We start from the raw sequence: 25,694 nt of genomic DNA, 5'->3' as shown, positions 1-25,694 counted from the left end.
CCACATATCGCCGACACATCGGAAGATTTATGGCTGAATGTGGCAACGCGGGGTGTACCACCTTGCTCAGCGATACGCAGTGGTGACAGGCTGCCCGATACCTCGCACGAATCGCGCCCGTCTCATCACCCCGAGTAGACGGGTGTCCGCAGCAGGAGGACGCCAGTGCCCACAAGTCAACGATCCCCCGCCCCCCGTCGGCACCTGCCGCCGGCCGCCAGGCGCCTCGCCTGCGCGGGCGCCTCGGCCACCCTGGTGCTCGGTCTGGGACTCGCCCCCGGCACCGCACACGCCGACGCGGCCGTGCTGCCGACTCTGGTCACCACCGACGGCATTCGCGAGCACGTCGAGAACCTGAGCACGATCGCCGAGTACAACGGCGGCAACCGGGCCACCAACACCCCCGGCTACGACGTCGCCGCCGACTACGTCGTCGACCAGCTCAAGCGCGCCGGCTACCGGCCCAAGCGCGACACCTACGACTACGAGATGTGGCAGGAGCACTCCGAGCCGGTGCTCACCCAGGTCGCCCCCGAGCAGCGGGAGTTCTCCCCCGGCGACGACTTCATCACGATGAACTACTCCGGTGCCGGCGACGTCACAGCGGCGGGTGTGCCCGTCGACTACGACAGCACCGACAGCGGCTGCACCGCCGACGACTTCTCCGGCTTCCCCGACGGCGCCGTCGCGATCGTCAAGCGCGGCAGCTGCACGTTCCAGGCCAAGACGGCCAACGCCGCGGAGGCCGGCGCCGGCGGGATCGTCATCGTCAACAACGTCGAGGGCCCTCTCAACGGCACGGTCGGCGAAGAGTCCGCCATCCCCTCGGTGGGGGCCACGACCGAGACCGGCGACGCGCTCGTGGCAGCAGGCGACGCGCTTGAGGTGCACCTGAAGGTCGACTCCTCGGTGACGACCCGCACCTCCTACAACATCATCGCCCAGACCCGCGGCGGCGCCAAGGACAACGTCGTCATGGTGGGCGCGCACCTGGACAGCGTGCCCGAGGGCCCCGGGATGAACGACAACGCCAGCGGCGTGGCCACCATCCTGGAGACCGCCCAGCAGCTCGCCAAGCTCGGCAAGCCGAACAACCGGGTGCGGTTCGCCTTCTGGGGCACCGAGGAGCAGGGCCTGATCGGCTCCACGAAGTACGTCGAGCAGCTGAAGCAGCGACAGCTCGACCGCATCGCCCTCTACCTCAACTTCGACATGCTCGGCTCGCCCAACTACGGCCGCTTCATCTACGACGGCCGCGGCGAGCTTGAGGGGTCGCTGCCGCCGCCCTCGGGCTCGGGCGCGATCCAGAAGATGTTCGAGGACTACTACGAGAAGAAGAACCTGGTCACCGAGCCGACCGAGTTCAGCGGCCGCTCCGACTACAGCGCCTTCATGGCCGAAGGGATCGCCTCCGGCGGCCTGTTCAGCGGCGGTGACGGCACCAAGACCGAACAGCAGGTCGAGTACTACGGCGGCACCGCCGGCATCGACTTCGACCCGAATTACCACACGGCGCAGGACGACATCGACAACATCAACTGGCGGTCGATCGACGAACTGTCCGATGGAGTCGCCTACTCCGTGGAGACCTACGCCGACAGCACCCTGCCGGTGAACGGAGTCGCGCCGCGGACCTTCCGGGCCCAGGAGTTCGCCCCCGCCCGTGTGGGCGACCTCTGGCTGAAGTAACCGCTGGAACGAAACATCGGCGCCCGTGGGCGAGGGGAACCGTCTCCCCGCCCACGGGCGTTCTCGTGGCCGAGGCGGGCCCGCCCGAAACCCGCACATCCGCTGCAGCCGCCCACTCGGCTCCTAGAGTGGCCCCATGACCAAACAGGACTCGGACAACCCTGTCGTACTCTCCCGGATCTACACCCGCGTCGGCGACGACGGCACCACCGCCCTCGGCGACATGAGCCGCACCGCGAAGACCGACGCCCGCCTGGTCGCGTACGCCGACGTCGAGGAGGCCAACGCCGCCATCGGCACGGCGCTCGCGCTCGGCGGCGACACCGTCACAGACGATATCCGCACCCGGCTCGCGCGGGTGCAGAACGAGCTGTTCGACCTCGGCGCCGACCTGTCCTGCCCCGTCGCTCCTTCCGGCGAGGAGCCCGAGTACCCGCCGCTGCGCGTGGAGCCGGACTACATCGAGCGCCTTGAACAGGAGTGCGACCACTTCAACGCCGACCTGCCCACGCTGCGCAGCTTCCTGCTGCCGGGCGGCTCGCCGGCCGTCGCCCTGATGCACCAGGCGCGGGTCGTCGTCCGCCGCGCCGAACGCAACGCGTGGGCGGCGCGCGAGGAGCACGGCGACACGGTGAGCCCGCTGCCCGCGCGCTACCTCAACCGCCTCTCGGACCTGCTGTTCATCCTCTGCCGGGTGCTGGGCCGAGACGGCTCGGAGGTGCTGTGGCGGCCCGGGGGCCAACGGTGAGGCGGCCGCGCGGGCACGGCGCCCGCGCGACTTGAGTCGGGCCGGCCCGTGTGCGCGTTGAACCGGACCCGCGGCGCCGACCGCGCCGGCCGCTCAGGCGCCGCCGAGTTCGCGCTCGACGGCCTCCACCTTGCTGTCGAGGCCGTCGTGCACGCCCTCGCGGACGTCGGCCTTGAGAGTGAGGCTGACGCGCGGGGCGCCCTCCCCCGCGGCGGCGACGGCGCGTTTGACCACGTCCATCACCTCGTCCCACTCTCCCTCGACGCTGGTGAACATCGCGTCGGTGCGGTTGGGCAGACCGCTTTCGCGCACCACCCGCACCGCGCGGGCCACCGCCGGGGCGACGGAGTCGTCACCCGATCCCATCGGACTCACCGAGAATGCCACGATCATGCGGACAGCCTAGGCGCACGGACCCCGTCCTGTCCCGTGCCGCGCGGGGCGCCGAAGCGCTCGGCGCTCAGGACTGCCAGTGCGTGCCGGGCGGCATCGACTCCAGCCACGACAGGAACCCCGTGAGGGCGCTGTCGGTCATGGCGAGTTCGTAGACCGGCTCCTCGGGGGCGGAGCCGTCGGCCGCCGTCCAGCCCACCTCGACCACCACCAGATCCAGGGTCAGTTCCCGCAGATCACCGGGTGTGGGTTCGCGGCGGTTCAACACGACGAGGCCGCGGCGCGACAGCTCGGCTGCCGGCCGCGGCCACAGTGAGAAGACCCGGTACCAGCGCAGATCCTCGCTGCCGTACCGGCCGAGCCCCATGCGCCAGGGGGCCTGCCGGGAGTCGGCGCCCGCTCGCAGATAGCATTCGACTGCGCCGCCGCCCCGCTCCAGCACGTAGCGGCGCACGGTGACGGCGATGAGAGCGGCGACCGACACGATGAGGAGCGTGATGAACAGCCATTCCATGGCCCTGAACCACGGCTGGCCGAAGATCAGCTCCTGCACCGGCGCAACTCTCCTTGCTCAGCGCCCGCCCGCGCCGCTCATACGGTTTCCCCGGCGGCCAGCAGGCGGCTGCGCGCCCGCGCGGCCCGTGCCTGGGCCTCCTCGTCCTCGATGGAGACCCCCTCGGACTGAGCGCCGCGCAGCGCCGCCTTGGCCCGGTCGATGTCGACATCTTCGGCCAGTTCGGCGATCTCGGCGAGGATCGACACCCGGTCCCCCAGCGTCACGACCATGAAACCGCCGTGGACCGCGGCGCGGACCTCGCCCTTCTCGCGACCGCCGAGCACCCGGACCACAGCGCCGGGCGCCAGCAGCGCCAGCACCGGGGTGTGCCCCGGCTGCACACCGATCTCGCCCTCGGTGGTCTTGGCGATGACCATGTCGCCCTCGCCGGCCCAGAGCTCCTGCTCCGGCGAGACGATCTCGACGAAAAGCTTATTCGACACTGCCACAAACTCCTCTGCTAGTGGGCGGATTCGCGGGTGGCGGCGGACCGCCGGCGGTCCGCCGCCACCCGCGCAACGTCTAGCCCTGCAGCGTCTTGGCCTTCTCGACGGCCATCTCGATGTTGCCGACGTCGAGGAACGCCTGCTCGGGCAGGTGGTCGTACTCGCCGTCGCAGACCGCCTTGAACGAGGCGATGGTCTCCTCCAGCGGGACGAACACGCCCGGGTTGCCGGTGAACTTCTCCGCGACGAACATGTTCTGCGACAGGAACCGCTCCAGGCGGCGCGCCCGCTCGACGATGATCTTGTCCTCTTCGGACAGCTCGTCGATGCCGAGAATCGCGATCTGGTCCTGCAGGTCGTTGTTGCGCTGCAGAATCCCGATCACCCGCTGCGCGACGTCGTAGTGCTCCTGGCCCACGTACTGCGGGTCGAGGATGCGCGAGGTCGACGCGAGCGGGTCCACCGCCGGGTAGATGCCCTTCTGCGAAATGGGCCGCGAGAGCTCGGTGGTGGCGTCCAGGTGGGCGAACGTGGTGGCCGGCGCGGGGTCGGTGTAGTCGTCCGCGGGCACGTAGATCGCCTGCATCGAGGTGATCGAGTTGCCGCGGGTCGAGGTGATCCGCTCCTGCAGCACGCCCATCTCGTCGGCCAGGTTGGGCTGGTAACCCACCGCCGAGGGCATGCGGCCCAGCAGCGTGGAGACCTCCTGGCCCGCCTGGGTGAACCGGAAGATGTTGTCGATGAACAGCAGCACGTCCTGGTTCTGCACATCGCGGAAGTACTCCGCCATGGTCAGCCCGGACAGGGCCACGCGCAGACGCGTGCCGGGCGGCTCGTCCATCTGGCCGAAGACGAGCGCGGTGTCCGGCAGGACACCCATCTCGTCCATCTCCAGGAACAGGTCGGTGCCCTCACGGGTGCGCTCGCCGACACCGGCGAACACCGACACACCACCGAAGTTGCGGGCGATACGGGTGATCATCTCCTGGATGAGCACCGTCTTGCCCACACCGGCGCCGCCGAAGAGACCGATCTTCCCGCCGCGCACGTAGGGCGTCAGCAGGTCGAGGACCTTGATGCCCGTCACCAGCATCTCGGTCTTCGACTCAAGCTGGTCGAAGGCCGGGGGGTTGCGGTGGATGGGCCACCGCTCTTGGACCTTGAGCTCCGAGGTGGGCGTGTCCATGGACTCGCCCAGGGTGTTGAACACGTGGCCCTTCACCACGTCACCGACCGGCACGCTGATGGGCTCGCCGGTGTCGCGCACCTCGGCGCCCCGGACCATGCCGTCCTGGGGCGCCAGGCTGATGGTGCGGACCAGGTTGTCGCCGAGGTGCTGGGCGACCTCCAGCGTGACGGTCTTGGTCTCGTCCCCGAGGGTGACGTCGGTGTGCAAGGCGTTGTTCAGGGGTGGCAGGGCGCCGACCGGGAACTCCACGTCGACGACCGGGCCGGTGACCCGGGCGATGCGCCCGGTGGACGTGCCAGGCGCGGCCGTCCCTTCAGCAGCAGTCGCAGTCACTTTCTTACTCACTTCCCGCGCTGGCACCAGCAAGGGCGTCGGCGCCGCCGACGATCTCGCTGATCTCGTTGGTGATCTCCGCCTGGCGGGCTTGGTTGGCCTGGCGGGTCAGGGTCTGGACAAGCTCCTCGGCGTTGTCGGTGGCCGCCTTCATGGCGTTGCGGCGCGACGCCTGCTGCGATGCGGCCGACTCCAGGAGCGCGAAATAGATCCGGTTCGCCACGTACTTGGGCAGCAACTGGTCCAGCGCCTCCTCCGCGGAGGGCTCGAACTCGTACAGCGGCAGGGCGCCCTGCTCGGCCTCCAGCACCTTGGGCTCGACCTGCTCGACCTCCAGCGGCAGCGCCCGGCGGGACGCCGCGTTCTGGGTGAGCATGGAGACGAACCGGGTGGAGACGATGTGGATCTCGTCCACGCCGTCCTCGGTCCCGGCGTCCTTGGTGAACCGGTCCATCAGGGCGTCGGCGATCTCCTTGGCGTCCAGGTACGTCGGACGCTCGGTGATGCCCTCCCAGGTCCGCTCCATCGGACGCTGCCGGAACTGGTTGTAGGCGATCCCCTTGCGGCCCACGACGTACTGGAGCACTTCCTTGCCCTGGTTGCGCAGCAGCGTGCCCAGGGACTCGGACTCCTTGATCGCGTTGGCCGTGTAGGCACCCGCGAGGCCCTTGTCGCTGGTGATGATCAGGACCGCGGCCCGGGTCGGGTTCTCCGACTCCTGCAGCAGCGGGTGATCGCTCACCCGCTGCGCCAGGGCGGAGACCGACCGGGTGATCTCCCGCGCGTAGGGCTCCGCCGCCTGCATCACGCGCTGCGCCTTGGTGATGCGGGTGGTGGCGATGAGCTCCATCGCGCGGGTGATCTTCGCCATCGACCTGGTCGAGCGGATCCTCCGGCGGTAGACGCGAAGCTGTGCTCCCATGGGCTACTTCCCGGTGCTCTTTGCGACCTTGATGGTGTCCTGGCCGACTTCACTCTCCGCAAGCGCCTCCGTCTCCTCCTCGGAGCCCAGCACGGTGCCGGCCGAGGTCTGGAAGGTCAGCTTGAACTCCGCGATGGCGTCCTTGAGGGCCTGCTCGGTCTCCTCCTCGAACTTCCCGCTCTCGCGGATGTTGTCCAGGACCTTGGAGTGCTCGCGGGAGATGTAGTCCAGGAAGTCCGCCTCGAAGCGGCTGACGTCCTCGGTGGGCACGTCGTCGATCTGGCCGGTGGTGCCCGCCCAGATGGAGACGACCTCCTTCTCCATGGGGAACGGCGCGTACTGGCCCTGCTTGAGCAGCTCCATCAGCCGCTCACCGCGCTCCAGCTGCGCCTTGGAGACCGCGTCCAGGTCCGAGCCGAAGGCCGCGAACGCCTGCAGCTCGCGGTACTGGGCCAGGCCCAGCCGCAGCGAACCGGTGACGTTCTTCATCGCCTTGGTCTGGGCGGAACCGCCCACACGGGAGACGGAGATACCGACGTTGATCGCCGGGCGCTGGCCCTGGTTGAACAGGTCGGTCTCCAGGAACACCTGGCCGTCGGTGATCGAGATGACGTTGGTCGGGATGTAGGCGGAGACGTCGCTCGCCTTGGTCTCGATGATCGGCAGGCCGGTCATCGACCCCGCGCCCATCTCGTCGGAGAGCTTGGCGCAGCGCTCCAGCAGGCGCGAGTGCAGGTAGAAGACGTCACCGGGGTAGGCCTCGCGGCCCGGCGGGCGGCGCAGCAGCAGCGACACCGCTCGGTAGGCCTCGGCCTGCTTGGTCAGGTCGTCGAAGACCACCAGCACGTGCTTGCCGTCGTACATCCAGTGCTGGCCGATGGCCGAGCCGGTGTAGGGGGCGAGGTACTTGAAGCCGGCGGCGTCCGACGCGGGGGCGGCCACGATGGTGGTGTAGTCCATCGCACCGGCCTCCTCCAGCGCGCCCTTCACGCTGGCGATGGTCGTGCCCTTCTGGCCCACGGCCACGTAGATGCAGCGGACCTGCTTGGAGGGGTCGCCGGATTCCCAGTTGCTCTTCTGGTTGATGATCGCGTCGATGCCGATCGCGGTCTTGCCGGTCTGCCGGTCGCCGATGATCAGCTGGCGCTGGCCGCGGCCGATGGGGGTCATCGAGTCGATGGCCTTGATACCGGTCTGCATCGGCTCGCCCACCGGCTGGCGCTGCATGACCGAGGGGGCCTGCACTTCCAGGTCGCGGCGCTCGGTGGTCTCGATCTCGCCCTGGCCGTCGATCGGATTGCCCAGCGGGTCCACGACCCGGCCGAGGTAGTTGTCACCCACCGGCACCGAGAGCACCTGGCCGGTCCGGCGCACCGACTGGCCCTCCTCGATCTGGGAGAACTCGCCCAGGACGACCGCGCCGATCTCGCCGATCTCCAGGTTCTGGGCCAGGCCCAGCGTGCCGTCTTCGAATTGCAGCAGCTCGTTCGCCATCGCCGAGGGAAGGCCGCCGATGCGCGCGATCCCGTCACCGGTGTAGGTGACGGTGCCGATCTCTTCGCGCGCGGCGGCGTCGGGCTCGTACGACTGGACGAAGCGCTGCAGCGCGTTCCGGATCTCCTCCGGCCGGATCGTCAGCTCCGCCATCTCACGTATGTCCTTGCTCTCGTATGGCGCCGATGTCCCCGGCGCCGGTGCGTTCTGCTTGGGGGTGGATCGTCGCCTCAGCCGGCCAGACGGCGCCGGACCTCGTTGAGGCGCCCGGCGATGGTGCCGTCGATGACCTCGTCGCCCACCCGGATGGACATACCGCCCACCACCGAGGGGTCGACTTCGATGTTCAGGTGGATCGGCCGCCCGTAGGCCCGGGCGAGACTGGTGCGCAGGCGCTCCTGCTGGTTCTCGCTCAGCGCGACCGCCGTGCGCACCAGCGCGACGTAGCGCTGGGCACGCTCGGCGACCAGCTGCCCGTAGTACTCCAGGCCGTCTTCCAGCCTACGTCCCCGCGGATGCGTGACGAGCTGGGTGACCAGGGTGGTCGTGGCCGGGTCGGCCTTGCCCGCCAGCAGTGCCTCGACGATGCCGCTGCGGCGCTCGGCGGAGACGGACTCGTCGGTCAGCGCCGCGCGCAGCTCGGACTCGCCCGCGAGGACCCGGCTGAACCGGAAGAGCTCGTCCTCCAGCTCGCCGAGCCGCTGCTCGCTCTCGGCCCGGGCGATCGTCGAGAAGACGGCCGCCCGTTCGATCGCGTCGACCAGGTCGCGCTGCCTCGACCACCGGGCCTGGACGACGTCGCCGACCACCATGAGGGTGGAGGGCGACACCCTGGACTCCAGCAGCTCGCCGACGAGTCCGGACTTGGCCTCGGCGGAGTTGGCCGGGTCGGCCAGCCACCGGCGCAGGGTGTGCTCCTGCTCCAGCAGCGCGACGACCTCGAAGAGCTCGCGGCCCAGTGCGGCGGTGTCGGCCGACTCCAGCACGGTGCCGAGCCGTTCGGTGACCGCCTCCAGGGAGGCGCGGCTGATGCCCCGCATCAGCGCACCTCGGCCTGGGAGGCGTTCTCGCCCTGCTCCAGCTCCTCCAGGAACCGGTCGATGACGCGGTTCTGGGCGGCGCTTTCGCTGAGCGTCTCACCGACGATGCGCTCGGCGAGATCGGTGGAAAGGGTGCCGATCTCGTTGCGCAGCTGCGCGAATGCGTGCTGGCGGTCGGCGTCGATCTGGGCGTGCGCGGCGTCGAGGACCCGCTGCGCCTCGGCCTGGGCCTCCTCGCGCGCCTCGGCGATGATCGAGGCCCGCTGCTCCTTGGCCTTCTCCAGCTCGCGGGCGTACTCGCGGTGCGCCTCGTCGAGCTTCTCGCGGTACTGCTGGCGGATCTCCTCCGCCTCGGCCTCCGCCTTCCGGGCGCGTTCGATGCCACCCTCGATCTGGTTGGCCCGCTCGTCGAGGGCGGACGTCAGCCGCGGCCACATGCGATAGACGACCAGGGCGAACAGGCCGAAAGCGATCGCGCCGAAGGTGAACTCGTCCCAGTGGATCTGCAGGAGGCTTTCCTGCTCGGCTGCCAGGTTCATGGCCGGCATCTCCTCCGCTTCGCTGGCCGTTACTACTGCTGGATGATCGCGAGGACGAACCCGAGAATGGCCAGCGCCTCGACGACGGCGAAGCCGAAGATCATCTGCGTCGTCAGCACGCCGCGCGCCTCGGGCTGGCGGGCGATGGCCTGCACACCCATACCGAAGATGATGCCGACGCCGATTCCGGGGCCGATGGCGGCGAGGCCGTAACCGATGGTCGCGAGGCTACCGGTGATTTCCATTGAATTCCCTTTACTCGATACACGCCGGCGGGTAGTCGGTGCCGCCGGACTGGCGTTGCTTTTGCGTGGACTGGGGTGAGCGCGTGCGCGCACGCGGAGACGGGGGTCTCCTAGTGCTCGCTCTCCATCGCCTGTCCGATGTAGACCGAGGAGAGCAGCACGAACACGTAAGCCTGGACGGCCATGATGAACAGCTCGAAGACGGTGAAGATCAGGAACCCGACGAGCGCCAGCGCGCTGTAGCCCACCGAGACCGCACCGAGGCCCCATCCCATGGGGGTGAGGGGGTTGAACATGTAGAACCCGGCCGCGGCGAAGACCGCCAGCAGCAGGTGGCCGGCGAACATCACCGCGAAGAGCCGCAGCGCGTGGGTGAACGGCCGGATGACGAAGTTGGACAGCGCCTCGATCGGCGTGATCAGGATCAGCAGCGGCTTGGGCACGCCGCCGGGCACCAGGTGGGCCTTGAAGTGCCCGCCGACCCCGTTGCGGCGGATGCCGACGCCGTTCCACAGCAGGTAGATGAACAGCGCGAGCATGACGGGGATCGCCAGGCTGGTGGTCACCGGCAGCTGCAGGCCCGGGATCGGGATGAGGCCCATGATGTTCATCGAGAAGATGAACAGGAACAGGGTCACCATCAGGGGCAGGTACTTGTCGCCCTCTTTACCCATGGTGTTGCGGGTGATCTGGTTCCGGACGAACTCCACGAACATCTCCGCCAGGCTCTGCCCGCGGCTGGGCACGACCTTGGCGTTGCGCGTGGTGAAGTACCAGAATCCCGCCGCCAGCAGCAGCGCCAGGATCAGCACTACGAAGTATTTGGTGATGCCCGCGGTACCGGGGATGCCGAAGTCCAGGTAGGGCTCGGGGAAGAACAGACCCATGCCCGGAGGTGAGAAGCCGCATCCCTGTGTGTTGAAGATGTGGCAGCCTTCTTCGGACGCGGCACTGTGCAGCCCGGCGGACACGTCGTTTAGTTGGTTCACCGCTCCTCGCTCGCTACACGGCCGGGGGTTCCCTCACGGCGAACCCATTCGTCGTGACGCAACTCAATCCTCGATGTATTGGGCGGTACCGCGCCCCTCGCATGGAGAGGACGGCTACCGGACTGGACACTCAGAACCCGAGATGACGGACGCCGATCCGAGAGATCGCGCCGACCGATCCGAGAGGCGCGCGGATCGGCGGGAACACAGCGGCCGGTTGCCGCAACCGGTCCGCCGACCGCCCCGCGCCGCCCCGCAGGGCCACGCCTCCCAGCACGGAGGAGAAGAACTTCGCGCTGTCGGTGCGCGGCGTTTCGGGGGGATCGCCGGCGCCCGCGCGCTCCTTCGTCTCGCTCCGGAAGATAGCAGTAGGTGAATCTTGTTCGCACATCACCCTTGAAGGGCGTTTTCGCCGGATTCACCGGTCGCTCCCGACTCCGGCACCCGCCGCGGAGTCCGCCGTACCGGAGTCGTCGTCGCCCTCGGAGACCGGCTCGACCGTCAGGCGCCGCACTCGCTTGCCCGCGACGGCCTGGCCCGTGAGCCAGGCGATCACGCAGGCCAGTGCGGTCAGCGCGAACGAGTTGTGATGAAAGGCCGTGGTGCCGCCGAAGAGCACCAGCGCGACCGCCAGGACACCGACCTTCGTGGTGTAGACGAGAAAGGCGATGGGCAGCAGCAAATGGGGATACCGCGGTCCCGCCCAGGCGATGACGAACGCGGAGACGGCGAAGAACGCGAGGACCAGCAGCGCTGCCAGAGCAGCGCCGACGAGCCCCGGCACACCCGCCATGACTGAGGATGCGACTGCGGCCGCCGCGCCGACGGCGGCCGTTGGAATCGCGGCGCCGCGGAAGATCCGGGCGTCGTGTTCCTGCATGAAAGTGACTCCGGTGGCTGTGCTGTGGGGTGCTTGCTCGTGAAAGCTATCACAAGGATTCGGGCACCCGAGCGGGGGTGGCCGTAAGGACCACCTCAGCCGCGGCGGCTCCGTCCGGGACACCGTTCCGGAACACCGGCTGTCGCCGCAGGTTGTCGCCTTTGTCACCGCGGTGGTTCGACCGCGGGTCATGTGCCGTTCGGCTGGATTCGACCTCCCGGTTCAGGCGTCCTCAGTCGGTTGCTCCGGTGCCGCGACCGCACGGCGGGGACCGGTCGCGGGCGGATCGCTGGGCGCGATGTGTTCCACCCGGACTCGGAACCGGCGGTGCGTGTGATGACCGTCTCCTTCGCCATCGCCTACTCCGCGGAGCCCGACGACGAGGCTGCGGAAGGCGGGGAGTTCGGCTCGCGGTCACCGGCCTTAGCGCGGGCGGCGGAGGCGCGGGCGCGGGCTGCGCTGCGGCGGCGCAGCCGCGGAAGGGTGATAAGGCCCACTGCGCAGGCCGCCACCAGCATGGTGACGGTCAGCACCACGAACGGGGTGTCGAAGACCGACAGCGAAACCGCGGCGAAGGCGATGATGGCCGCCCACAAATACATCAGCAGCACCGCGCGGGCGTGGGAGTGTCCCAGCTCCAGCAGCCGGTGGTGCAGGTGCTTCTTGTCGGGGGCGAAGGGCGACTTGCCGGCCATGGTGCGGCGCACCACCGCGAGCACCAGATCGGCCAGCGGCAGTGCGATGACCAGCAGCGGCAGGAACACCGGCAAGAACAGGGCGATGCCGTGCACGCTGGTGCGGCCGTCGGGGTAGAACTGGCCGGTCACCGTGATGGTGATGGACGTCAGCATGAGTCCGATCAGCATCGATCCGGTATCGCCCATGAAGACACGGGCGGGGTTGAAGTTGTGCAGCAGGAACCCGATGCACACCCCGGCCAGGATGATCGCGATCATCGCCGGATAGGACTGCCGCTCGAACCCCTGGTCGACGGCCGCCACGTAGTAGTAGGCGAAGAACGCGAACGCGGAGATGGCCACGATCCCCGCGGCGAGGCCGTCGAGGCCGTCGGCGAAGTTCACCGCGTTGATGGTCACCACGATCATCAACACCGACACCAGTGCGCCCAGCCACGGCCCCAGCGACAACTGGGTACCCGGCAGCGGCAGCCACAGCATCTGCACGCCCGACCACACCAGGATGCCCGCCGCGGCGGTCTGGCCGGCGAGCTTGGGGATGGGACCCATGCCCCACCGGTCGTCGATGATGCCGATGACGATGATCAGCCCGCCCGCCAGGAGCAGGCCCCGCCAGGTGTTGTAGACGAAGACGTCCTGCAGGTGCGGCAGCCGGTAGGAGATCAGCAGCGCCGCGGCGAAGCCGCCGTAGATGGCGATCCCGCCCATGCGCGGGATCGGTTCGGAGTGCACGTCGCGATCGCGAACCGGAGGCACGGCACCCGTGGCGATCGCCGCTCGCCGCACGAAGGGGGTCAGCAGGTAGGTGACCGCCACGGCGATGACGAAGGTGAGCGCATACTCACGCACGGCGTGTCAGATGCCTTCCTCGGTTGCGCGCCGACGGCGGGGAGCCGACGGGGGCGGTCGGCGGTTCGGCGCTGGGCTGACGGCTTCTGCTTCGGCGGTCGCCGGATCGGCTGGACCGCGAGCCGGCTATCGGCTGAACGGCGGTCTGCCACCAACCGCTGCGCGCACCAAGCGCGGACGGCCGATCGCGACCGCGGTACGAGCGATGTCGGGCACGGCTGCCGCTTTCGAAGACCGCGGTGCAGTCGAACCTAGCACTACCCGCCGATGCAGCGCGGCAGGACCGTGCGGCCACGCAGAGTGAAAAATGTGCGACGTGCCACTGAAGAGTCGGGACATCGGCGGCGGCAGGCGCGGCAGCCGGAAAGGGGCCGGGAGCCGACCGCGACACCCGGCGCCGCACACCACTCCGCCTTCTGGGGCATCTCGCCGAAGCGGCCGCACGACGGCATACGGTCGACACAGACCCTGCGCAGGGCCGGGATATCCGGGCTCCCGGCCGACCGCGGACCCCGGGCCGGGCCGCCACCGCCGAACTGTTTCGCGCTTTGGCGTACTCGCGAGGAGCCCGGTCTGCAAAGCCGGACGCCGTCCCCGCTGCACCCGGGCCGGCGCATCCCGGCTCGAACGCGTTCCGTAGCCGACGCCGATTGCGGCGCCGCCAGTCTTTGCGCATTTTTAGCGCCGCGGACGGCCATGGGTCGAAAGCCGGGGGCGGCTGAGGCAGGACGCGATCGCCGCGCCTTCACCGGGTGAACGGCGCCCGACCTGCGCACGGGCGGGCGCGCCCGACGAAGGGGCGGCTCGGGTCTGCTGGGCGGCCTTGCTGTGGCCTTGCTGGTCTGCCGGGTGTCGGGCGGTCGTTGGGAAAGGCGGCGGCGAGGACGGTGGAGGGCTGGGCCTGCGCCCATCGGGTCGGGTGCCCGCCGGTGACGGCGGCCGGCGGGGCGGCTCGGGTCCGCTGGGCGGCCTTGTCGGCCTGCCGGGTGGCGGGTGGTCTGCACGGAAAAGCGGCGCCGAGGACGGCGAAGGGCTGGGCCTGCGCCCATCGGGTCGGGTGCTCGCCGGTGACGGCGGCCAGCGGGGGCGGCGGCTCAGGTCCGCTGGGCGGCCTTGTCGGCCTGCCGGGTGGCGGGTGGTCTGCACGGAAAAGCGGCGCCGAGGACGGCGAAGGGCTGGGCCGGTGCCCATCGGGTCGGGTGCTCGCCGGTGACGGCGGCCAGCGGGGGCGGCGGCTCGGGTCCGCTGGGCGGCCTTGTCGGCCTGCCGGGTGGCGGGTGGTCTGCACGGAAAAGCGGCGCCGAGGACGGCGAAGGGCTGGGCCGGTGCCCATCGGGTCGGGTGCTCGCCGGTGACGGCGGCCGACGAGGCGGCGACGGCGGCAGCGGGGCCAGGCCCGCGGACATCGGTACCGGTGCCCGCCGGTTGCGGCGGCCGGCGGGGGCCGCCCCCCGGGGGTGGGTATTCATCACAACACCTCCGTGCGGAGCCGGTGTTGCACTCACCCCCTGAACCCGCGGCCGCTGCCTGGTTAAAACCCTGCGTTGGGCGGCACCGGTGCCATCGAGTCTGTCTCCAGGGCTGGATTCGGCGCCGAATCCAGCCCTGGAGACAGACTCGGCGCGGCTTGGCCCGTCTATCGTGAACTTATGGTCGCAGGTAAGCGTATTCCGCGGCCATAAGTTCGCGGTCATCGCCGGATGGACCGGCATAGGGGACCTACCGGCGCCGGTGGGCCGGCTGGGTGTCGCCATGTTGCGATCGGGCCGGCACCGGCCGGAGGCCGCGCGGCGGGGCGCGGTCGCGGGCGCCCGCGCGGCCCGGTGGTGCGCCGGATCGGGGGCCGGGGAGCGACAACACGTTGCTCGTTGCGCCCAGGCGCGGCCGCCGACTGCCCCGCTACCCGAGGAGGTGGACTTTTGGGAACCTATGCCCGTTTTGCGGGCGGCCTCGGCGGGCGCCGTAGCCACGAGACGCACGAAAAGTTGACCTCAGGGCTGCTTTCGCGCCATTCAGTGCGCCTCGTGCGCCACCGCCCCCGCAGCGCGGCTGCGAGCCCACCGAGAACTCGGGCATTGGCGGACAAACACCCCGTGTTGTTTCGTATCACGGAATCACGGTGCGAGGGTGGCACCTCGGGGCGACACCGAGGCGGATACCGGCGCACATACGTGCGTCTCGTGCTCCCAATCCGCCCCCATGGCGGCCGCCGAGAGCTCCGCGTCGAGCCCGCGCCGACAACCGCGCGGCGCTCCCGGCTCAGACCACCGCGGCCGGGGCCGGTGACCACCGGCTCGACCACCGCAGGCCCGGCGCCGCCCCTGCCGTCGCTGCCCCGCCGGATGGACCACCGGCGAGCACCCGACCCGACGACCACAGGCCCAGCCCACCGCCGCCCTCGCCGCCGCCTTTCAGTCAAGACCACCCGCCACCCAGCAGACCGACAAGACCCCACAACAGACCAGAACCGCCGCCGAAGGCGGAAGGCTGTGTCAGGAGGAGGTTCCCCGGCCGGATTCGTCGGTCGGGTTGTCCGCTGGCCCGGAGTCGGCCTCCTTGGTCGACGCCGCCGACTCGGCGGCGGTCTCGGCGGCGGTCTCACCGGTTGGCGCGGATGCGGCTCCCGACGGGCTGTCCGGACGCTCAGCCGCGCCCCCGCGGCCCTCAGCCGCCTCCCCTACTTCGGCTTCTCCCGGACTCGCGGCGGGGGCGGCCTCGTCCTGCTGTTCCTCGCCGCTGTCCTCCACGGCCGCTGAGCGGCGCTTGGGCACGCCGATGACCGTGCCGCAGACCGCGCGCAGACGCTGCACCGAGACGGCGCCGTCGCGCAGCACGCGCGGCACGGCGTAGGTGAGATCCACGATGGTGGAGGGCGTGTCGTCGTCGCGGGGCCCGCCGTCGAGGTAGACCGCGACGCTGTCCTCCAGCTGCTTCTGCGCCTCGTCGGCCGTCGTGGCCGCCGGGTGCCCCGAAAGGTTCGCGCTGCTGACCGCCATCGGGCCGACCTCCTTCAGCAACTCCAGGGCGACCGGATCCATCGGCATGCGCACCGCGACCGTCCCCTTGGTGTCGCCGAGGTCCCAGGACAGGCTCGGAGCGGCCGCACACACGATGGTCAGCGGCCCCGGCCAGAACTCCTCGATCAGGTCCTGGCCGTAGTTGCCCAGGTCCTCGATGAGGGCCTGTGCGGCGCGCATCGACCCCACGAGGACCGGCGGCGGCATGTCGCGGCCGCGGCCCTTGGCGTCGAGCAGCGCCGAGACGGCACCCGGGCTGAACGCGTCGGCGCCGATACCGTAGACGGTGTCGGTGGGCAGCACCACCAGCTCGCCCCGGCGCACGGTCGACGCCGCGTCGGCGATGCCGTCGCTGCGCCCCTGCACGTCAGCGCAGTCGTAACTGCGGCTCACCTGAGGTCACCCCATCTCTCGTCGGCGCCCGCAGGGCGCGCAGGCCCGCGCGGGCCCTCTGGTCGGATCGTCTGGTCGCGATGTGCGGATGCGCGTGTCCGCCGCCGCATCTCCCCGCCGCTGCGGCGTCGCGCGCGAGCGGACCGGCGCGGCCCTCGGCCTCAATCCTCGGCCCTGCGCATGACGACGAACCGGTCGCGGTGCGCCAGGTCCTTGCGGTTGCGGACGTCGCGCCACCCCTGCCCCTCGGGGAAGAGCCGGGGGATGTCGATGCCCTGGCCGTCTCCGTGCTCGATGGCCATCGCCCCGCCCGGACGCAGCAGGCGGCGTCCCACCGCCTCCAGCTCGCGGACGGCGTCGAGCCCGTCGGCGCCCGCCCACAGGGCGGGCCCGGGGTCGTGGTTGCGGACCTCCGGCGGGATCAGCGCGGAGTCGGCGGTGGGCACGTAGGGAGGGTTGGAGATGACCAGGTCCAGCCGGCCTTCCAGCTCGGCCAGGGCCGAGCGCATGTCGGCCTGGTGCACGGTGATGCGGTCGGCGTGGGCGCTGGCGTCGATGTTGCGCTTGGCCCAGGCGAGGGCCCCGGGATCGAACTCGACGGCGTGCACCCGCGAACGCGGCACCTCCTGGGCGATGGAGATGGCGATGGCGCCCGACCCGGCGCCCAGGTCGGCCACCAGGGGGTCGGCTACGTCCATGGCACGCAAGGTGTCGATCGCCCAGCCGACCACGTTCTCGGTCTCGGGCCGCGGCACGAAGACGCCGGGCCCCACGCTCAGCTCCAGATAGCGGAAGTAGGCCCGGCCGGTGATGTGCTGGAGCGGCTCGCGCGCGGCGCGGCGGGCGACGCATTCCCAGTAGAGCGCGTCGAAGTCGGAGTCGGCGACCTCGTGCAACTCACCTCGACGAACGCCGTGCACGAACGCCGCGAGCTCCTCGGCGTCGGTGCGGGGCGAGGGGACGCCCGCGTCGGCCAGCCGCAGCGTGGCCCGGGCGACCTCGTCGAGCAGGAAGTTCATGACTCGGCCTGCTCCAGCCTTTCCTTAGTGTCGGCGTCGATGAGCGCCTGGAGGACGTTGCCCAGGTCGCCGTCGAGGACCTGGTCGAGGTTGTAGGCCTTGTAGCCGACACGGTGATCGGAGATGCGGTTCTCCGGGAAATTGTAGGTCCGGACGCGCTCGGAGCGGTCGACCGTGCGCACCTGGCTCTTGCGTTCGGCCTGCGCCTCCGCGTCGATGCTGGCCTGGGCCTCCGCGTAGAGCCGTGCGCGCAGGATGCGCATCGCCTGCTCCTTGTTCTGCAGCTGGCTCTTTTCGTTCTGGCAGGAGACCACGATTCCGCTGGGCTGGTGGGTGATGCGCACAGCGGAGTCGGTGGTGTTGACACTCTGCCCGCCCGGCCCCGAAGAACGGAAGACGTCGATACGCAGATCGTTGTCGTGGATCTCGACCTCGACCTCCTCGGCTTCGGGCACGACGAGGACGCCGGCCGCGGAGGTGTGGATGCGGCCCTGGGACTCGGTGACCGGAACGCGCTGCACGCGGTGCACCCCGCCCTCGAACTTGAGCTGGGGCCAAACGCCCTGGCCGGCCTCCGGCGTGCCCTTGTTCTTGAAGGCGATGGTGATGTCCTTGTAGCCACCCAGGTCGGACTCGGTGGAGTTGATGACCTCGGTCTTCCAGCCCTGCCGTTCCGCGTAGCGCAGGTACATCCGCACCAAGTCCCCGGCGAACAGCGCGGACTCCTCGCCGCCCTCACCGGCCTTGACCTCCATGATGATGTTCTTCTCGTCGGAGGGGTCGCGCGGGATGAGCAGGTAGTGCAGCCGCTCGGTCAGCTCTTCGCGGCTGCCGTCGAGCTGCCTGGCCTCTTCGGCGAAGGCGGGGTCCTCGGCGGCCAGTTCCTTGGCCGTCTCGATGTCGGACTCGACCTGCATCAGCTCGCGGTAGGCGGTGATGATCGGCGTGAGCTGGGAGTACCGCTTGCCCAGGGCGCGCGCCTGCGCCGCGTCGGCGTGCACGGCGGGGTCCGCGAGCTGCTGCTCCAGCTCGTAGTACTCGCCCAGAAGGTCGTCCAGCTTCACGTTTGAGAATCCAGCTTCCGTCGATGACGCCGATGACGTCGGTGTGGGGTGCGCACTGCCTGCGCACGGTCCGGCACGCGCGCCGTTCGCGGCGGCGCGCTGTGCCCTGGCGGTCCGCCCCGGTGGCCGCGGTCCGCGGAAAGCGCCGCTCAGGGCGGAGAAGGCCGCCTACAGACGGCGGCGCCGGCCGCGCGGCCCGCACGTGTCGGAACCGCGCGCTCCGGCGCCGCCTGCGGAGCTACTTGGTGGCGCGCTGCTTGCCGAAGCGCTTCTCGAAGCGGGCGACCCGGCCGCCGGTGTCCAGGATCTTCTGCTTGCCGGTGTAGAACGGGTGGCAGGCGGAGCAGATGTCGGCCCGGATCTCGCCCGACTCGGCGGTGCTGCGGGTGGTGAAGGTGTTCCCGCAGGTGCAGGTCACATGGGTGACGACGTACTCGGGGTGGATGTCGGCTTTCACGTGGTTCTCCTCGCTAGTGGCGGTCGCCGGGCGCCCTCGGCCGAGGCGCGCTGTGCCGCGCGCCGCGTCGCTGCCTCTGAGAGCGTGAACCGGTACCGCGGCGGTCAATACCAGTTTGCCAGACGGCTGAACAAGAACCGACCAGCGGCTATTCCCCGCCCCAGGGGCGGGATCGCGCCGGGGACCGATCGGCCGTCCGGTTCGCGCGCACACTCCATGCCCTCGGATGCGGTGCGGACGCAGCACTCGGCGGGCGGGGCCCGTCATAGCGGATACCGCGGCGGCGCAGCGGTTCCGCGGCACGGGAATGCGCAGCACCGCCTCCCGCTCGGCGCGGGCGACGGCGCTGTCTACGGAGCACGGCGGCGTTCCCCTCACCGCCGCGGTCGCCGACCAGGACGGTGCGCCGACGAGGGAACGGCGCGGCGGCCGCGGTCGCCGGGACCGGGCCGCCGCGCGGCGTCAGTCGTTGTTCCCGCCCACGGTGGTCTTCTGCACCTGCAGCAGGAACTCGGTGTTGCTCTTGGTGTCCTTCATCCGCTCCAGCAGCAGCTCCAGGGCCTGCTGGATGTCGAGGGCGTGCAGCACGCGGCGGAGCTTCCAGATGATGTTGAGCTCCTCGCCCGACATCAGGATCTCCTCCTTGCGCGTGCTGGAGGACACCACGTCCACGGCGGGGAAGATCCGCTTGTCGGAGAGGGACCGGTTGAGCTTCAGCTCCATGTTGCCGGTGCCCTTGAACTCCTCGAAGATCACCTCGTCCATCCGCGATCCGGTCTCGACCAGTGCGGTGGCGAGGATGGTCAGCGAGCCGCCGTTCTCGATGTTGCGGGCCGCGCCGAAGAACCGCTTGGGCGGGTAGAGCGCGGTGGAGTCGACACCGCCGGAGAGGATGCGCCCGCTCGCCGGGGCGGCGAGGTTGTAGGCGCGCCCGAGCCGGGTGATGGAGTCGAGCAGCACCACGACGTCCAGGCCCATCTCGACGAGGCGCTTGGCCCGGTCGATGGCCAACTCGGCCACGGTGGTGTGGTCCTCGGCGGGCCGGTCGAAGGTCGAGTGGATGACCTCGCCCTTGACCGTGCGCTGCATGTCGGTGACCTCTTCCGGCCGCTCGTCGACGAGCACGACCATCAGGTGGGTCTCCGGGTTGTTCTCGGTGATCGCATTGGCGATCGACTGCAGCACCATGGTCTTGCCGGCCTTGGGCGGCGAGACGATGAGCCCGCGCTGGCCCTTGCCGATGGGCGCCACGAGATCGATGATCCGCGTGGTCATGATGCCGGGCTCGGTCTCCAGGCGCAGCCGGTCCTGCGGGTAGAGCGGCACCAGCTTGGTGAACTCGGGGCGGCTGCGCGCCTGCTCCGGGGTCATCCCGTTGATGGTGTCGAGGCGGACCAGCGCGTTGAACTTCTCGCGCCGCTCGCCCTCGCGCGGCTGGCGCACGGCGCCGGTGATCGCGTCGCCCTTGCGCAGGCTGTTCTTGCGCACCTGCGCCAGCGAGACGTAGACGTCGTTGGCGCCGGGCAGGTAGCCGGTGGTGCGGACGAACGCGTAGTTGTCCAGGACGTCGAGGATGCCGGCGACGGGCAGCAGCACGTCGTCGTCGTTGACGACGGGCTCGCTGTCCGGGCGGTCGCGGCGGCGGTCCCGGCGGTCGCGCCGGCGTCCGCGGCGGCGTCCGCCGCCGAAGTCGTCGTCAGCGCCTCCACCGCCGCCTCCGCCGCGGTTGCCGCCGCTCTGCTGCTGGCCGCCGTCCTGGTTCTGCGGCTTGTTGTCGCCGCCGGAGTCGTCGCGGTTGCCGCGGTTGCGCCGGTTGCGCTGGCGATCGCGGCCGCCGCCCTGCCCGGACTGGCCGGACTGGCCGGACTGGCCGGAGGACTGGCCCGACTGGCCGCTCTGGCCGTCCTGGGAGTCGGTCTTCTGGGAGTTGGATGTCTTCGTCACGCTGCTCGCGGGGGTAGAGGGGTCGTTTCCGTCCGAGGGCCGGTTCTGGTCTGCGGAGTCCTCGCCCCGCTTGCGCGACGACCGCCGGGCGCGGGCCGGCTTCTCGGAGCGGTCGCCCTGTCCCGATTCCGTGTCGCGTCCGCCCGACTCGGCCGTGTCCGACGCCGGAGCGCCGGAGGCGTTCTGCTCAGGCTCCGCGGTCTTCCCGGTCTCCTTGGCCTCGGTCTCCTTCTCCTTGGCCGACCGGTCCGCGGCCTGCTTGGCACCGCCCTCCTGCTTGGCACCGCCCTCCGACTGCGGCGCGGAGACGGGCCCGCCCTGCTTGGCCTCGATGGCGGCGATGATGTCGTTCTTGCGCATCCGCCCAGTGCCCGTGATACCGAGACTCGACGCCAGCCGCTGCAGTTCGGTCAGCTTCAGCGCCGACAGACCGGTGCCGCCGGAACGGCTACGGGACCGGGACGGCGTGCTCTTTCTGGACGAGGTCGCGGCGTCGCCGACGTCCGCATCGGACGCGGTCGTCTCCTGCTGCTTGCTGACCGCCGCGTCCGTGTGGAGTTCGGTGGTGTCGCTCACTAAGGGTCCTTCCCAAGGAGCGGGCCTGGGGCCGTCATCGTGTCTCTAACGGCCGGCCCGGTGTTGCGAACCGGCGGGGGCCGGGTCGGGCATGCCCCACGCGGATGTGTCGGGAACCGTGGATCCCCTACCCGATCGCGGCGGGCTCTGGGTACAGCCGGGCGTGAGGGCGATGAGTCCGATAGTGCCGCCCGTGAACCATTCTTCCGCTCGCATCGCGCGAATCGGCCAGGTCAGGGTGGACGGAGTCACGGGAGCGCCGCGAACTCAACACAGTGGTAACCGTGCGCAGTGATCGCATGGCCAAGACCACGTACACCTTGGGCGCGGAAAACACTGTGGCGGATGGGCACGTGCCCCGCATCGGGGGCATCTGGTGCTTCACCCAGCCTAACATCACCGGAGCCCACAGCTATTCCTTGACACACGTCTATGAACGGGGAGTTTCGATCCACGCTCCTGCCGGATCGATGGCTAAGGGGCGTATGTGCCACTGCTTACCCGTTCGCCGCCGAATCGAATCAACCAGGTCGTCACTGATTTGGTCGGCATCCCCCGCTTTCCGGGGGCTTCGGCCGCCCGCCGCGTCCCCCGCGTCCGCCAGCACCAGCACGGTCGGGCCGGCGCCCGAGACGACCGCCGCCAGGCCGTCGTGTTCGCGCAGCTCACGGGCGATGCGCAGGCTCTCGGGCATCGCCGGTTCACGGTAGCGCTCGTGCAAGCGGTCCTCGGTGGCCTCCAGCAGCAACTCGGGGTGGCCGGAAACGGCCGCGACCAGCAGCGCCGCCCGGCCCGCCGTGAAGGCCGCGTCACCGTGCGGCACCGCGTCCGGCAGCAGTCCGCGCGCCTGCTCGGTGGAAAGCCGCTCCTCGGGGACGCACACGATCGGGCGCACCCGCGCCGAGGGCGCCACGCCGGTCGCGCCCCATCCCTCGTCGCCGCGCCAGGCGATGGTGAAGCCCCCGTACACGCAGGGCGCCACGTTGTCCGGATGCCCCTCGATGTCGGCCGCCAGCCGGAAAACCCGGTCCCGGTCCAGGCGGCCCAGCGCAGGGTCCTCGCCACTCAGCAGCGCGGTCGCCGCACTTACGCCGGTGACGATCGCCGACGCCGAGGAGCCCAGGCCGCGACCGTGCGGGATGCGGTTCGTGCAGCGCAGATGCAGCCCCGGCAGCTTCTCCCCGGCCGCCTCGAACACGGTCCGCATGGCCCGCACCACCAGGTGCGACGCGTCGAGCGGAACCTCGCGGGCGCTCTCGCCCCCGACGTCGACGATCAGCCGGTCGTCGCCGGTGAGCCGGACGTCGGCTTCGTCGTAGAGGCCCAGCGCCAGCCCGAGCGCGTCGAAGCCGGGTCCGAGGTTCGCGCTGGTGGCGGGGGTGCGCACGTGCACCCCCGAGGGGCGCGTCTGGGGCATGCCGGTGCTCTTTCGTGGTTCGGGGGATCGTGCGGATGCAGCCGTGTCCGCCGGGCGCACGGGCGAGTGTGCGGCCCTGAGACGGCGGCCGGAAGGGGCCGCCGTCTCAGGCCAGTCCGAGGGCCGAGGCCGCCGTGTGGGCGTCGACCGGCACGGTGGTGGCGGTGGAGGCGCCGGCCAGCGCCCAGTCGGGGTCTTTGAGCCCGTTTCCGGTCACCGTGCACACCACGCGGGTACCGCGGTCGATGTGGCCGGCTTCGACGGACTGGATGAGCCCGGCGACGCTCGCCGCCGACGCCAGTTCGACGAAGACACCCTCCTCCGCGGCGAGCATCCGGTAGGCGGCCAGGATCTTGCGGTCGGTGACCGATTCGATCCGCCCGCCCGACTCGTCGCGGGCCTGCTCGGCGTAGACCCACGACGCCGGGTTGCCGATGCGGATCGCGGTGGCGATGGTGCGCGGCTGCTCGACGGGAGCGCCCGAGACGATCGGCGCCGACCCGCTGGCCTGGAAGCCGAACATGCGCGGAGCCGAGGAGGCGATACCGGCCTCGGCGTACTCGCGGTAGCCCATCCAGTAGGCGCTGATATTGCCCGCGTTGCCCACCGGCAGGCAGTGCACCGCCGGGGCGTCGCCCAGCGCGTCGGCGACCTCGAACGCCGCGGTCTTCTGCCCCTGCAGGCGATAGGGGTTGACCGAGTTCACCAGGGCGACGGGGTAGTCCACCGACAGCTTGCGGGCGAGTTCGAGGCAGTCGTCGAAGTTGCCGTCGACCTGCAGCAGCTTCGCGCCGTGCACCAGCGCCTGGGCGAGCTTGCCCATCGCGATCTTGCCCTGGGGCACCAGCACCGCGCACGTCATGCCGGCGCGCACGGCGTAGGCGGCGGCGCTGGCGCTGGTATTGCCGGTGGACGCGCAGATGACGGCCTTGGCGCCCTCCTCGGCGGCCTTGGTGATGGCCATGGTCATGCCGCGATCCTTGAAGGACCCAGTGGGGTTGAGGCCCTCGACCTTGAGGAACACCTCGCACCCGGTCAGCTCGGAGATTCGGGTGGCGGGAACCAGGGGGGTGCCGCCCTCGTTCAGGGTGACGACCGAGGTGTTCGCTGCAACGGGGAGACGGTCGCGGTACTCCTCGACGACTCCCCGCCACGCCCGTGCCATGCTCACGACAGGGCCCTTTCGCCAAATGGGTGGACATGCGTTAAAAGGTTCGCTGGATGAGGGCACGCCCCGGCGCGCGGACCGCCCCGGCGGGCCGATCCCGCCCGGCGACCGCGGCCGTGTCATCTGCCTTTTTCGAGTCTAGAGCCCGGCGGGGGCGCACCGTGCATTCGGCGGCGCTCGTCTCACCCCTCGGAACGGTCCGCGGCGGGGCCTTCGCGCGGGCCCGCCGCGCAGTCCGCGCTCGGCGCCCTCGAAGGCGGCCTCAGGCGTCCTCGGCGAACGCCTCGACACGCATCACGCTGGCCACCGACCGCACCATGTCCAGCCCGCGCAGCCGCTCGACGGTCTCGGACAGAGCGGCGTCGGGCGCGGTGTGGCTGACCAGTACCAGCTGCGCGTCCTCTCCGGAGCCCTCCTGGCGCACGTTCTTGATGGACACCCCCATCTGGGCGAACACCTCGGCGACGCGGGCGAGCACACCCGGCCGGTCGGCGACGTCCAGGGAGATGTGATAGCGCGTGACCGTCTTGCCCATGGCGTGCACCGGCAGGCCGGTGTCGTGCGTGCCCTCGCCCACCGAGGTCCGCGCCAACCGGTTGCGGGCGACGGCGACCAGGTCGCCGAGAACGGCGCTGGCCGTGGGCGAACCGCCGGCGCCGGGGCCGTAGAACATCAGCCGTCCCGCGGACTCGGCCTCGACGAATACCGCGTTGTAGGCCTCGGTGACCGCGGCCAGCGGGTGCTCGCGCGGCAGCATCACCGGATGGACGCGCACCCCGACCGACGCGCCGTCCTCCGCGCGCTGGCAGATCGCCAGCAGCTTGACGACGCAGCCCATGGCCTTGGCACTGGCGATGTCGCCGGAAGAGACCTCGGTGATGCCCTCCCGGTGGACGTCGGCAGCGGTGACGTTCTGGGTGTGGAAGGCCAGCCGCGCCAGGATCGCGGCCTTGGCGGCGGCGTCGAAGCCCTCGACGTCGGCCGTCGGATCGGCTTCGGCGTAGCCGAGGGTCTGCGCCTCCTCCAGGGACTCGGCGAATCCCGCGCCCTGGGTGTCCATCCGGTCCAGGATGAAGTTGGTGGTGCCGTTGACGATACCGAGTACCCGGTGCACCCGGTCGCCGGCGAGCGAGTCGCGGAGCGGGCGCAGCAGCGGGATCGCGCCGGCGACGGCGGCCTCGTAGTAGACGTCCACCCCGGACTCGCGGGCGGCCGCCAGCAGGGTGGCGCCGTCTTCGGCCAGCAGCGCCTTGTTGGCGGTGACGACGGACTTGCCGGCCTTCACCGCCTCCAGGATGAGCGACCGTGCGGGCTCGATACCGCCGATGACCTCGACGACGAGGTCGATGTCGGGCCGGGTGACCAGCTCCGTGGCGTCGGTGGTGAAGAGTTCGGGGTCAACGCCGGTGCCGCGGTCGCGCCCGAGGCGCCGCACCGCGATGCCGCCGATCTCCAGCGGTGCGCCGACGCGGGCGGCGAGTTCGGACGCCTGCCGGTCGACCAGCCGCATCACTTCCGCACCCACAACGCCGCATCCCAGCAGCGCCACCTTCATCGCCATAGGGGGGAGACTCCCACTTCTGTCACGTCGTGCCGTCCATTTCGCCGTGCGCCGGCCCCCGAGCACCG

22 protein-coding genes are annotated in these 25,694 nt (G+C 70.5%); 2 read left to right on the top strand and 20 right to left on the bottom strand.

Annotation, left to right across the window (positions count from 1 at the left end; all coding sequences use genetic code 11):
* The first annotated feature begins 165 nt into the window (after positions 1-165).
* On the top strand, positions 166-1,689 hold the full coding sequence (locus EKD16_RS05160; RefSeq protein ID WP_165498496.1) for a M20/M25/M40 family metallo-hydrolase: 1,524 nt from the start codon (positions 166-168) through the stop codon (positions 1,687-1,689).
* 136 nt (positions 1,690-1,825) lie between these two features.
* Complete coding sequence (locus tag EKD16_RS05155) at positions 1,826-2,437, top strand: cob(I)yrinic acid a,c-diamide adenosyltransferase (RefSeq protein WP_131097341.1); 612 nt, start codon at positions 1,826-1,828, stop codon at positions 2,435-2,437.
* 93 nt (positions 2,438-2,530) lie between these two features.
* Here EKD16_RS05155 and EKD16_RS05150 read toward each other — a convergent pair whose 3' ends face one another.
* The 20 genes from EKD16_RS05150 to EKD16_RS05055 form a co-directional block, all read right to left on the bottom strand.
* The gene (locus EKD16_RS05150; protein WP_131097340.1) at positions 2,531-2,830 is read right to left on the bottom strand and encodes an MTH1187 family thiamine-binding protein; all 300 of its coding nucleotides are present in this window, start codon (positions 2,828-2,830) and stop codon (positions 2,531-2,533) included.
* Between the two features lie 67 nt (positions 2,831-2,897).
* Positions 2,898-3,344, bottom strand: coding sequence for a DUF2550 domain-containing protein (locus EKD16_RS05145; protein ID WP_131102055.1), 447 nt, complete (start codon positions 3,342-3,344; stop codon positions 2,898-2,900).
* A gap of 77 nt (positions 3,345-3,421) precedes the next feature.
* On the bottom strand, positions 3,422-3,829 hold the full coding sequence (locus EKD16_RS05140) for a F0F1 ATP synthase subunit epsilon (protein WP_131097339.1): 408 nt from the start codon (positions 3,827-3,829) through the stop codon (positions 3,422-3,424).
* 79 nt (positions 3,830-3,908) lie between these two features.
* Positions 3,909-5,354: a F0F1 ATP synthase subunit beta gene (atpD, locus tag EKD16_RS05135; protein ID WP_131097338.1), complete on the bottom strand. Its 1,446-nt coding sequence runs from the start codon at positions 5,352-5,354 to the stop codon at positions 3,909-3,911.
* A 4-nt stretch (positions 5,355-5,358) separates the two neighbouring features.
* Positions 5,359-6,276 (bottom strand): F0F1 ATP synthase subunit gamma, encoded by a 918-nt coding sequence (locus EKD16_RS05130; protein ID WP_131097337.1) that lies wholly within the window; start codon positions 6,274-6,276, stop codon positions 5,359-5,361.
* A gap of 3 nt (positions 6,277-6,279) precedes the next feature.
* The gene (gene atpA / locus EKD16_RS05125) at positions 6,280-7,923 is read right to left on the bottom strand and encodes a F0F1 ATP synthase subunit alpha (protein ID WP_131097336.1); all 1,644 of its coding nucleotides are present in this window, start codon (positions 7,921-7,923) and stop codon (positions 6,280-6,282) included.
* Between the two features lie 77 nt (positions 7,924-8,000).
* Positions 8,001-8,810, bottom strand: coding sequence for a F0F1 ATP synthase subunit delta (locus EKD16_RS05120; RefSeq protein WP_131097335.1), 810 nt, complete (start codon positions 8,808-8,810; stop codon positions 8,001-8,003).
* On the bottom strand, positions 8,810-9,349 hold the full coding sequence (gene atpF, locus EKD16_RS05115; RefSeq protein ID WP_131097334.1) for a F0F1 ATP synthase subunit B: 540 nt from the start codon (positions 9,347-9,349) through the stop codon (positions 8,810-8,812). Before atpF ends, EKD16_RS05120 begins: the two co-directional genes overlap by 1 nt.
* 32 nt (positions 9,350-9,381) lie before the next feature.
* Positions 9,382-9,594, bottom strand: a complete 213-nt coding sequence (gene atpE / locus EKD16_RS05110) for an ATP synthase F0 subunit C (RefSeq protein WP_131097333.1) — start codon at positions 9,592-9,594, stop codon at positions 9,382-9,384.
* Positions 9,595-9,704: 110 nt separating this feature from the next.
* The gene (gene atpB / locus EKD16_RS05105; RefSeq protein ID WP_131102053.1) at positions 9,705-10,553 is read right to left on the bottom strand and encodes a F0F1 ATP synthase subunit A; all 849 of its coding nucleotides are present in this window, start codon (positions 10,551-10,553) and stop codon (positions 9,705-9,707) included.
* A 448-nt stretch (positions 10,554-11,001) separates the two neighbouring features.
* Positions 11,002-11,463, bottom strand: a complete 462-nt coding sequence (locus EKD16_RS05100; RefSeq protein WP_131097332.1) for a hypothetical protein — start codon at positions 11,461-11,463, stop codon at positions 11,002-11,004.
* 359 nt (positions 11,464-11,822) lie between these two features.
* Positions 11,823-13,010, bottom strand: a complete 1,188-nt coding sequence (locus tag EKD16_RS05095; protein ID WP_131097331.1) for an MraY family glycosyltransferase — start codon at positions 13,008-13,010, stop codon at positions 11,823-11,825.
* Between the two features lie 2,492 nt (positions 13,011-15,502).
* Positions 15,503-16,420: an L-threonylcarbamoyladenylate synthase gene (locus tag EKD16_RS05090; RefSeq protein ID WP_131097330.1), complete on the bottom strand. Its 918-nt coding sequence runs from the start codon at positions 16,418-16,420 to the stop codon at positions 15,503-15,505.
* A 161-nt stretch (positions 16,421-16,581) separates the two neighbouring features.
* Entirely contained in the window at positions 16,582-17,439 is an 858-nt protein-coding gene (prmC, locus tag EKD16_RS05085) for a peptide chain release factor N(5)-glutamine methyltransferase (RefSeq protein WP_131097329.1), read from the bottom strand.
* Positions 17,436-18,503 carry a peptide chain release factor 1 gene (gene prfA, locus EKD16_RS05080; protein ID WP_131097328.1) on the bottom strand — a complete coding sequence of 356 codons (1,068 nt, stop codon included), beginning with the start codon at positions 18,501-18,503 and terminating at the stop codon, positions 17,436-17,438. Before prfA ends, prmC begins: the two co-directional genes overlap by 4 nt.
* 238 nt (positions 18,504-18,741) lie before the next feature.
* The gene (gene rpmE / locus EKD16_RS05075; protein ID WP_131097327.1) at positions 18,742-18,960 is read right to left on the bottom strand and encodes a 50S ribosomal protein L31; all 219 of its coding nucleotides are present in this window, start codon (positions 18,958-18,960) and stop codon (positions 18,742-18,744) included.
* A 462-nt stretch (positions 18,961-19,422) separates the two neighbouring features.
* Positions 19,423-21,480: a transcription termination factor Rho gene (gene rho, locus EKD16_RS05070; protein ID WP_131097326.1), complete on the bottom strand. Its 2,058-nt coding sequence runs from the start codon at positions 21,478-21,480 to the stop codon at positions 19,423-19,425.
* A gap of 430 nt (positions 21,481-21,910) precedes the next feature.
* Positions 21,911-22,897 carry a homoserine kinase gene (thrB, locus tag EKD16_RS05065; RefSeq protein WP_207391433.1) on the bottom strand — a complete coding sequence of 329 codons (987 nt, stop codon included), beginning with the start codon at positions 22,895-22,897 and terminating at the stop codon, positions 21,911-21,913.
* A 106-nt stretch (positions 22,898-23,003) separates the two neighbouring features.
* Positions 23,004-24,062, bottom strand: a complete 1,059-nt coding sequence (thrC, locus tag EKD16_RS05060) for a threonine synthase (protein ID WP_207391528.1) — start codon at positions 24,060-24,062, stop codon at positions 23,004-23,006.
* A gap of 265 nt (positions 24,063-24,327) precedes the next feature.
* Entirely contained in the window at positions 24,328-25,626 is a 1,299-nt protein-coding gene (locus EKD16_RS05055) for a homoserine dehydrogenase (RefSeq protein ID WP_131097324.1), read from the bottom strand.
* Between the last annotated feature and the right edge of the window lie 68 nt (positions 25,627-25,694).

The organism is Streptomonospora litoralis, assembly GCF_004323735.1.
GTDB lineage: Bacteria > Actinomycetota > Actinomycetes > Streptosporangiales > Streptosporangiaceae > Streptomonospora > Streptomonospora litoralis.
Note: the sequence above shows the minus strand (reverse complement) of the source record. Positions and strands in the feature narration are given on the sequence as shown.

Bases quoted from the DNA above. Each gene is read 5' to 3' on its own strand.
- EKD16_RS05155 (WP_131097341.1), top strand. From the start codon at position 1,826: ATGACCAAACAGGACTCGGACAACCCTGTCGTACTCTCCCGGATCTAC.
- EKD16_RS05150 (WP_131097340.1), bottom strand. From the start codon at position 2,830: ATGATCGTGGCATTCTCGGTGAGTCCGATGGGATCGGGTGACGACTCC.
- EKD16_RS05145 (WP_131102055.1), bottom strand. From the start codon at position 3,344: ATGGAATGGCTGTTCATCACGCTCCTCATCGTGTCGGTCGCCGCTCTC.
- EKD16_RS05130 (WP_131097337.1), bottom strand. From the start codon at position 6,276: ATGGGAGCACAGCTTCGCGTCTACCGCCGGAGGATCCGCTCGACCAGG.
- atpA (WP_131097336.1), bottom strand. From the start codon at position 7,923: ATGGCGGAGCTGACGATCCGGCCGGAGGAGATCCGGAACGCGCTGCAG.
- EKD16_RS05120 (WP_131097335.1), bottom strand. From the start codon at position 8,810: ATGCGGGGCATCAGCCGCGCCTCCCTGGAGGCGGTCACCGAACGGCTC.
- atpF (WP_131097334.1), bottom strand. From the start codon at position 9,349: ATGAACCTGGCAGCCGAGCAGGAAAGCCTCCTGCAGATCCACTGGGAC.
- atpE (WP_131097333.1), bottom strand. From the start codon at position 9,594: ATGGAAATCACCGGTAGCCTCGCGACCATCGGTTACGGCCTCGCCGCC.
- EKD16_RS05100 (WP_131097332.1), bottom strand. From the start codon at position 11,463: ATGCAGGAACACGACGCCCGGATCTTCCGCGGCGCCGCGATTCCAACG.
- prmC (WP_131097329.1), bottom strand. From the start codon at position 17,439: ATGAACTTCCTGCTCGACGAGGTCGCCCGGGCCACGCTGCGGCTGGCC.
- thrB (WP_207391433.1), bottom strand. From the start codon at position 22,897: ATGCCCCAGACGCGCCCCTCGGGGGTGCACGTGCGCACCCCCGCCACC.
- thrC (WP_207391528.1), bottom strand. From the start codon at position 24,062: ATGGCACGGGCGTGGCGGGGAGTCGTCGAGGAGTACCGCGACCGTCTC.
- EKD16_RS05055 (WP_131097324.1), bottom strand. From the start codon at position 25,626: ATGGCGATGAAGGTGGCGCTGCTGGGATGCGGCGTTGTGGGTGCGGAA.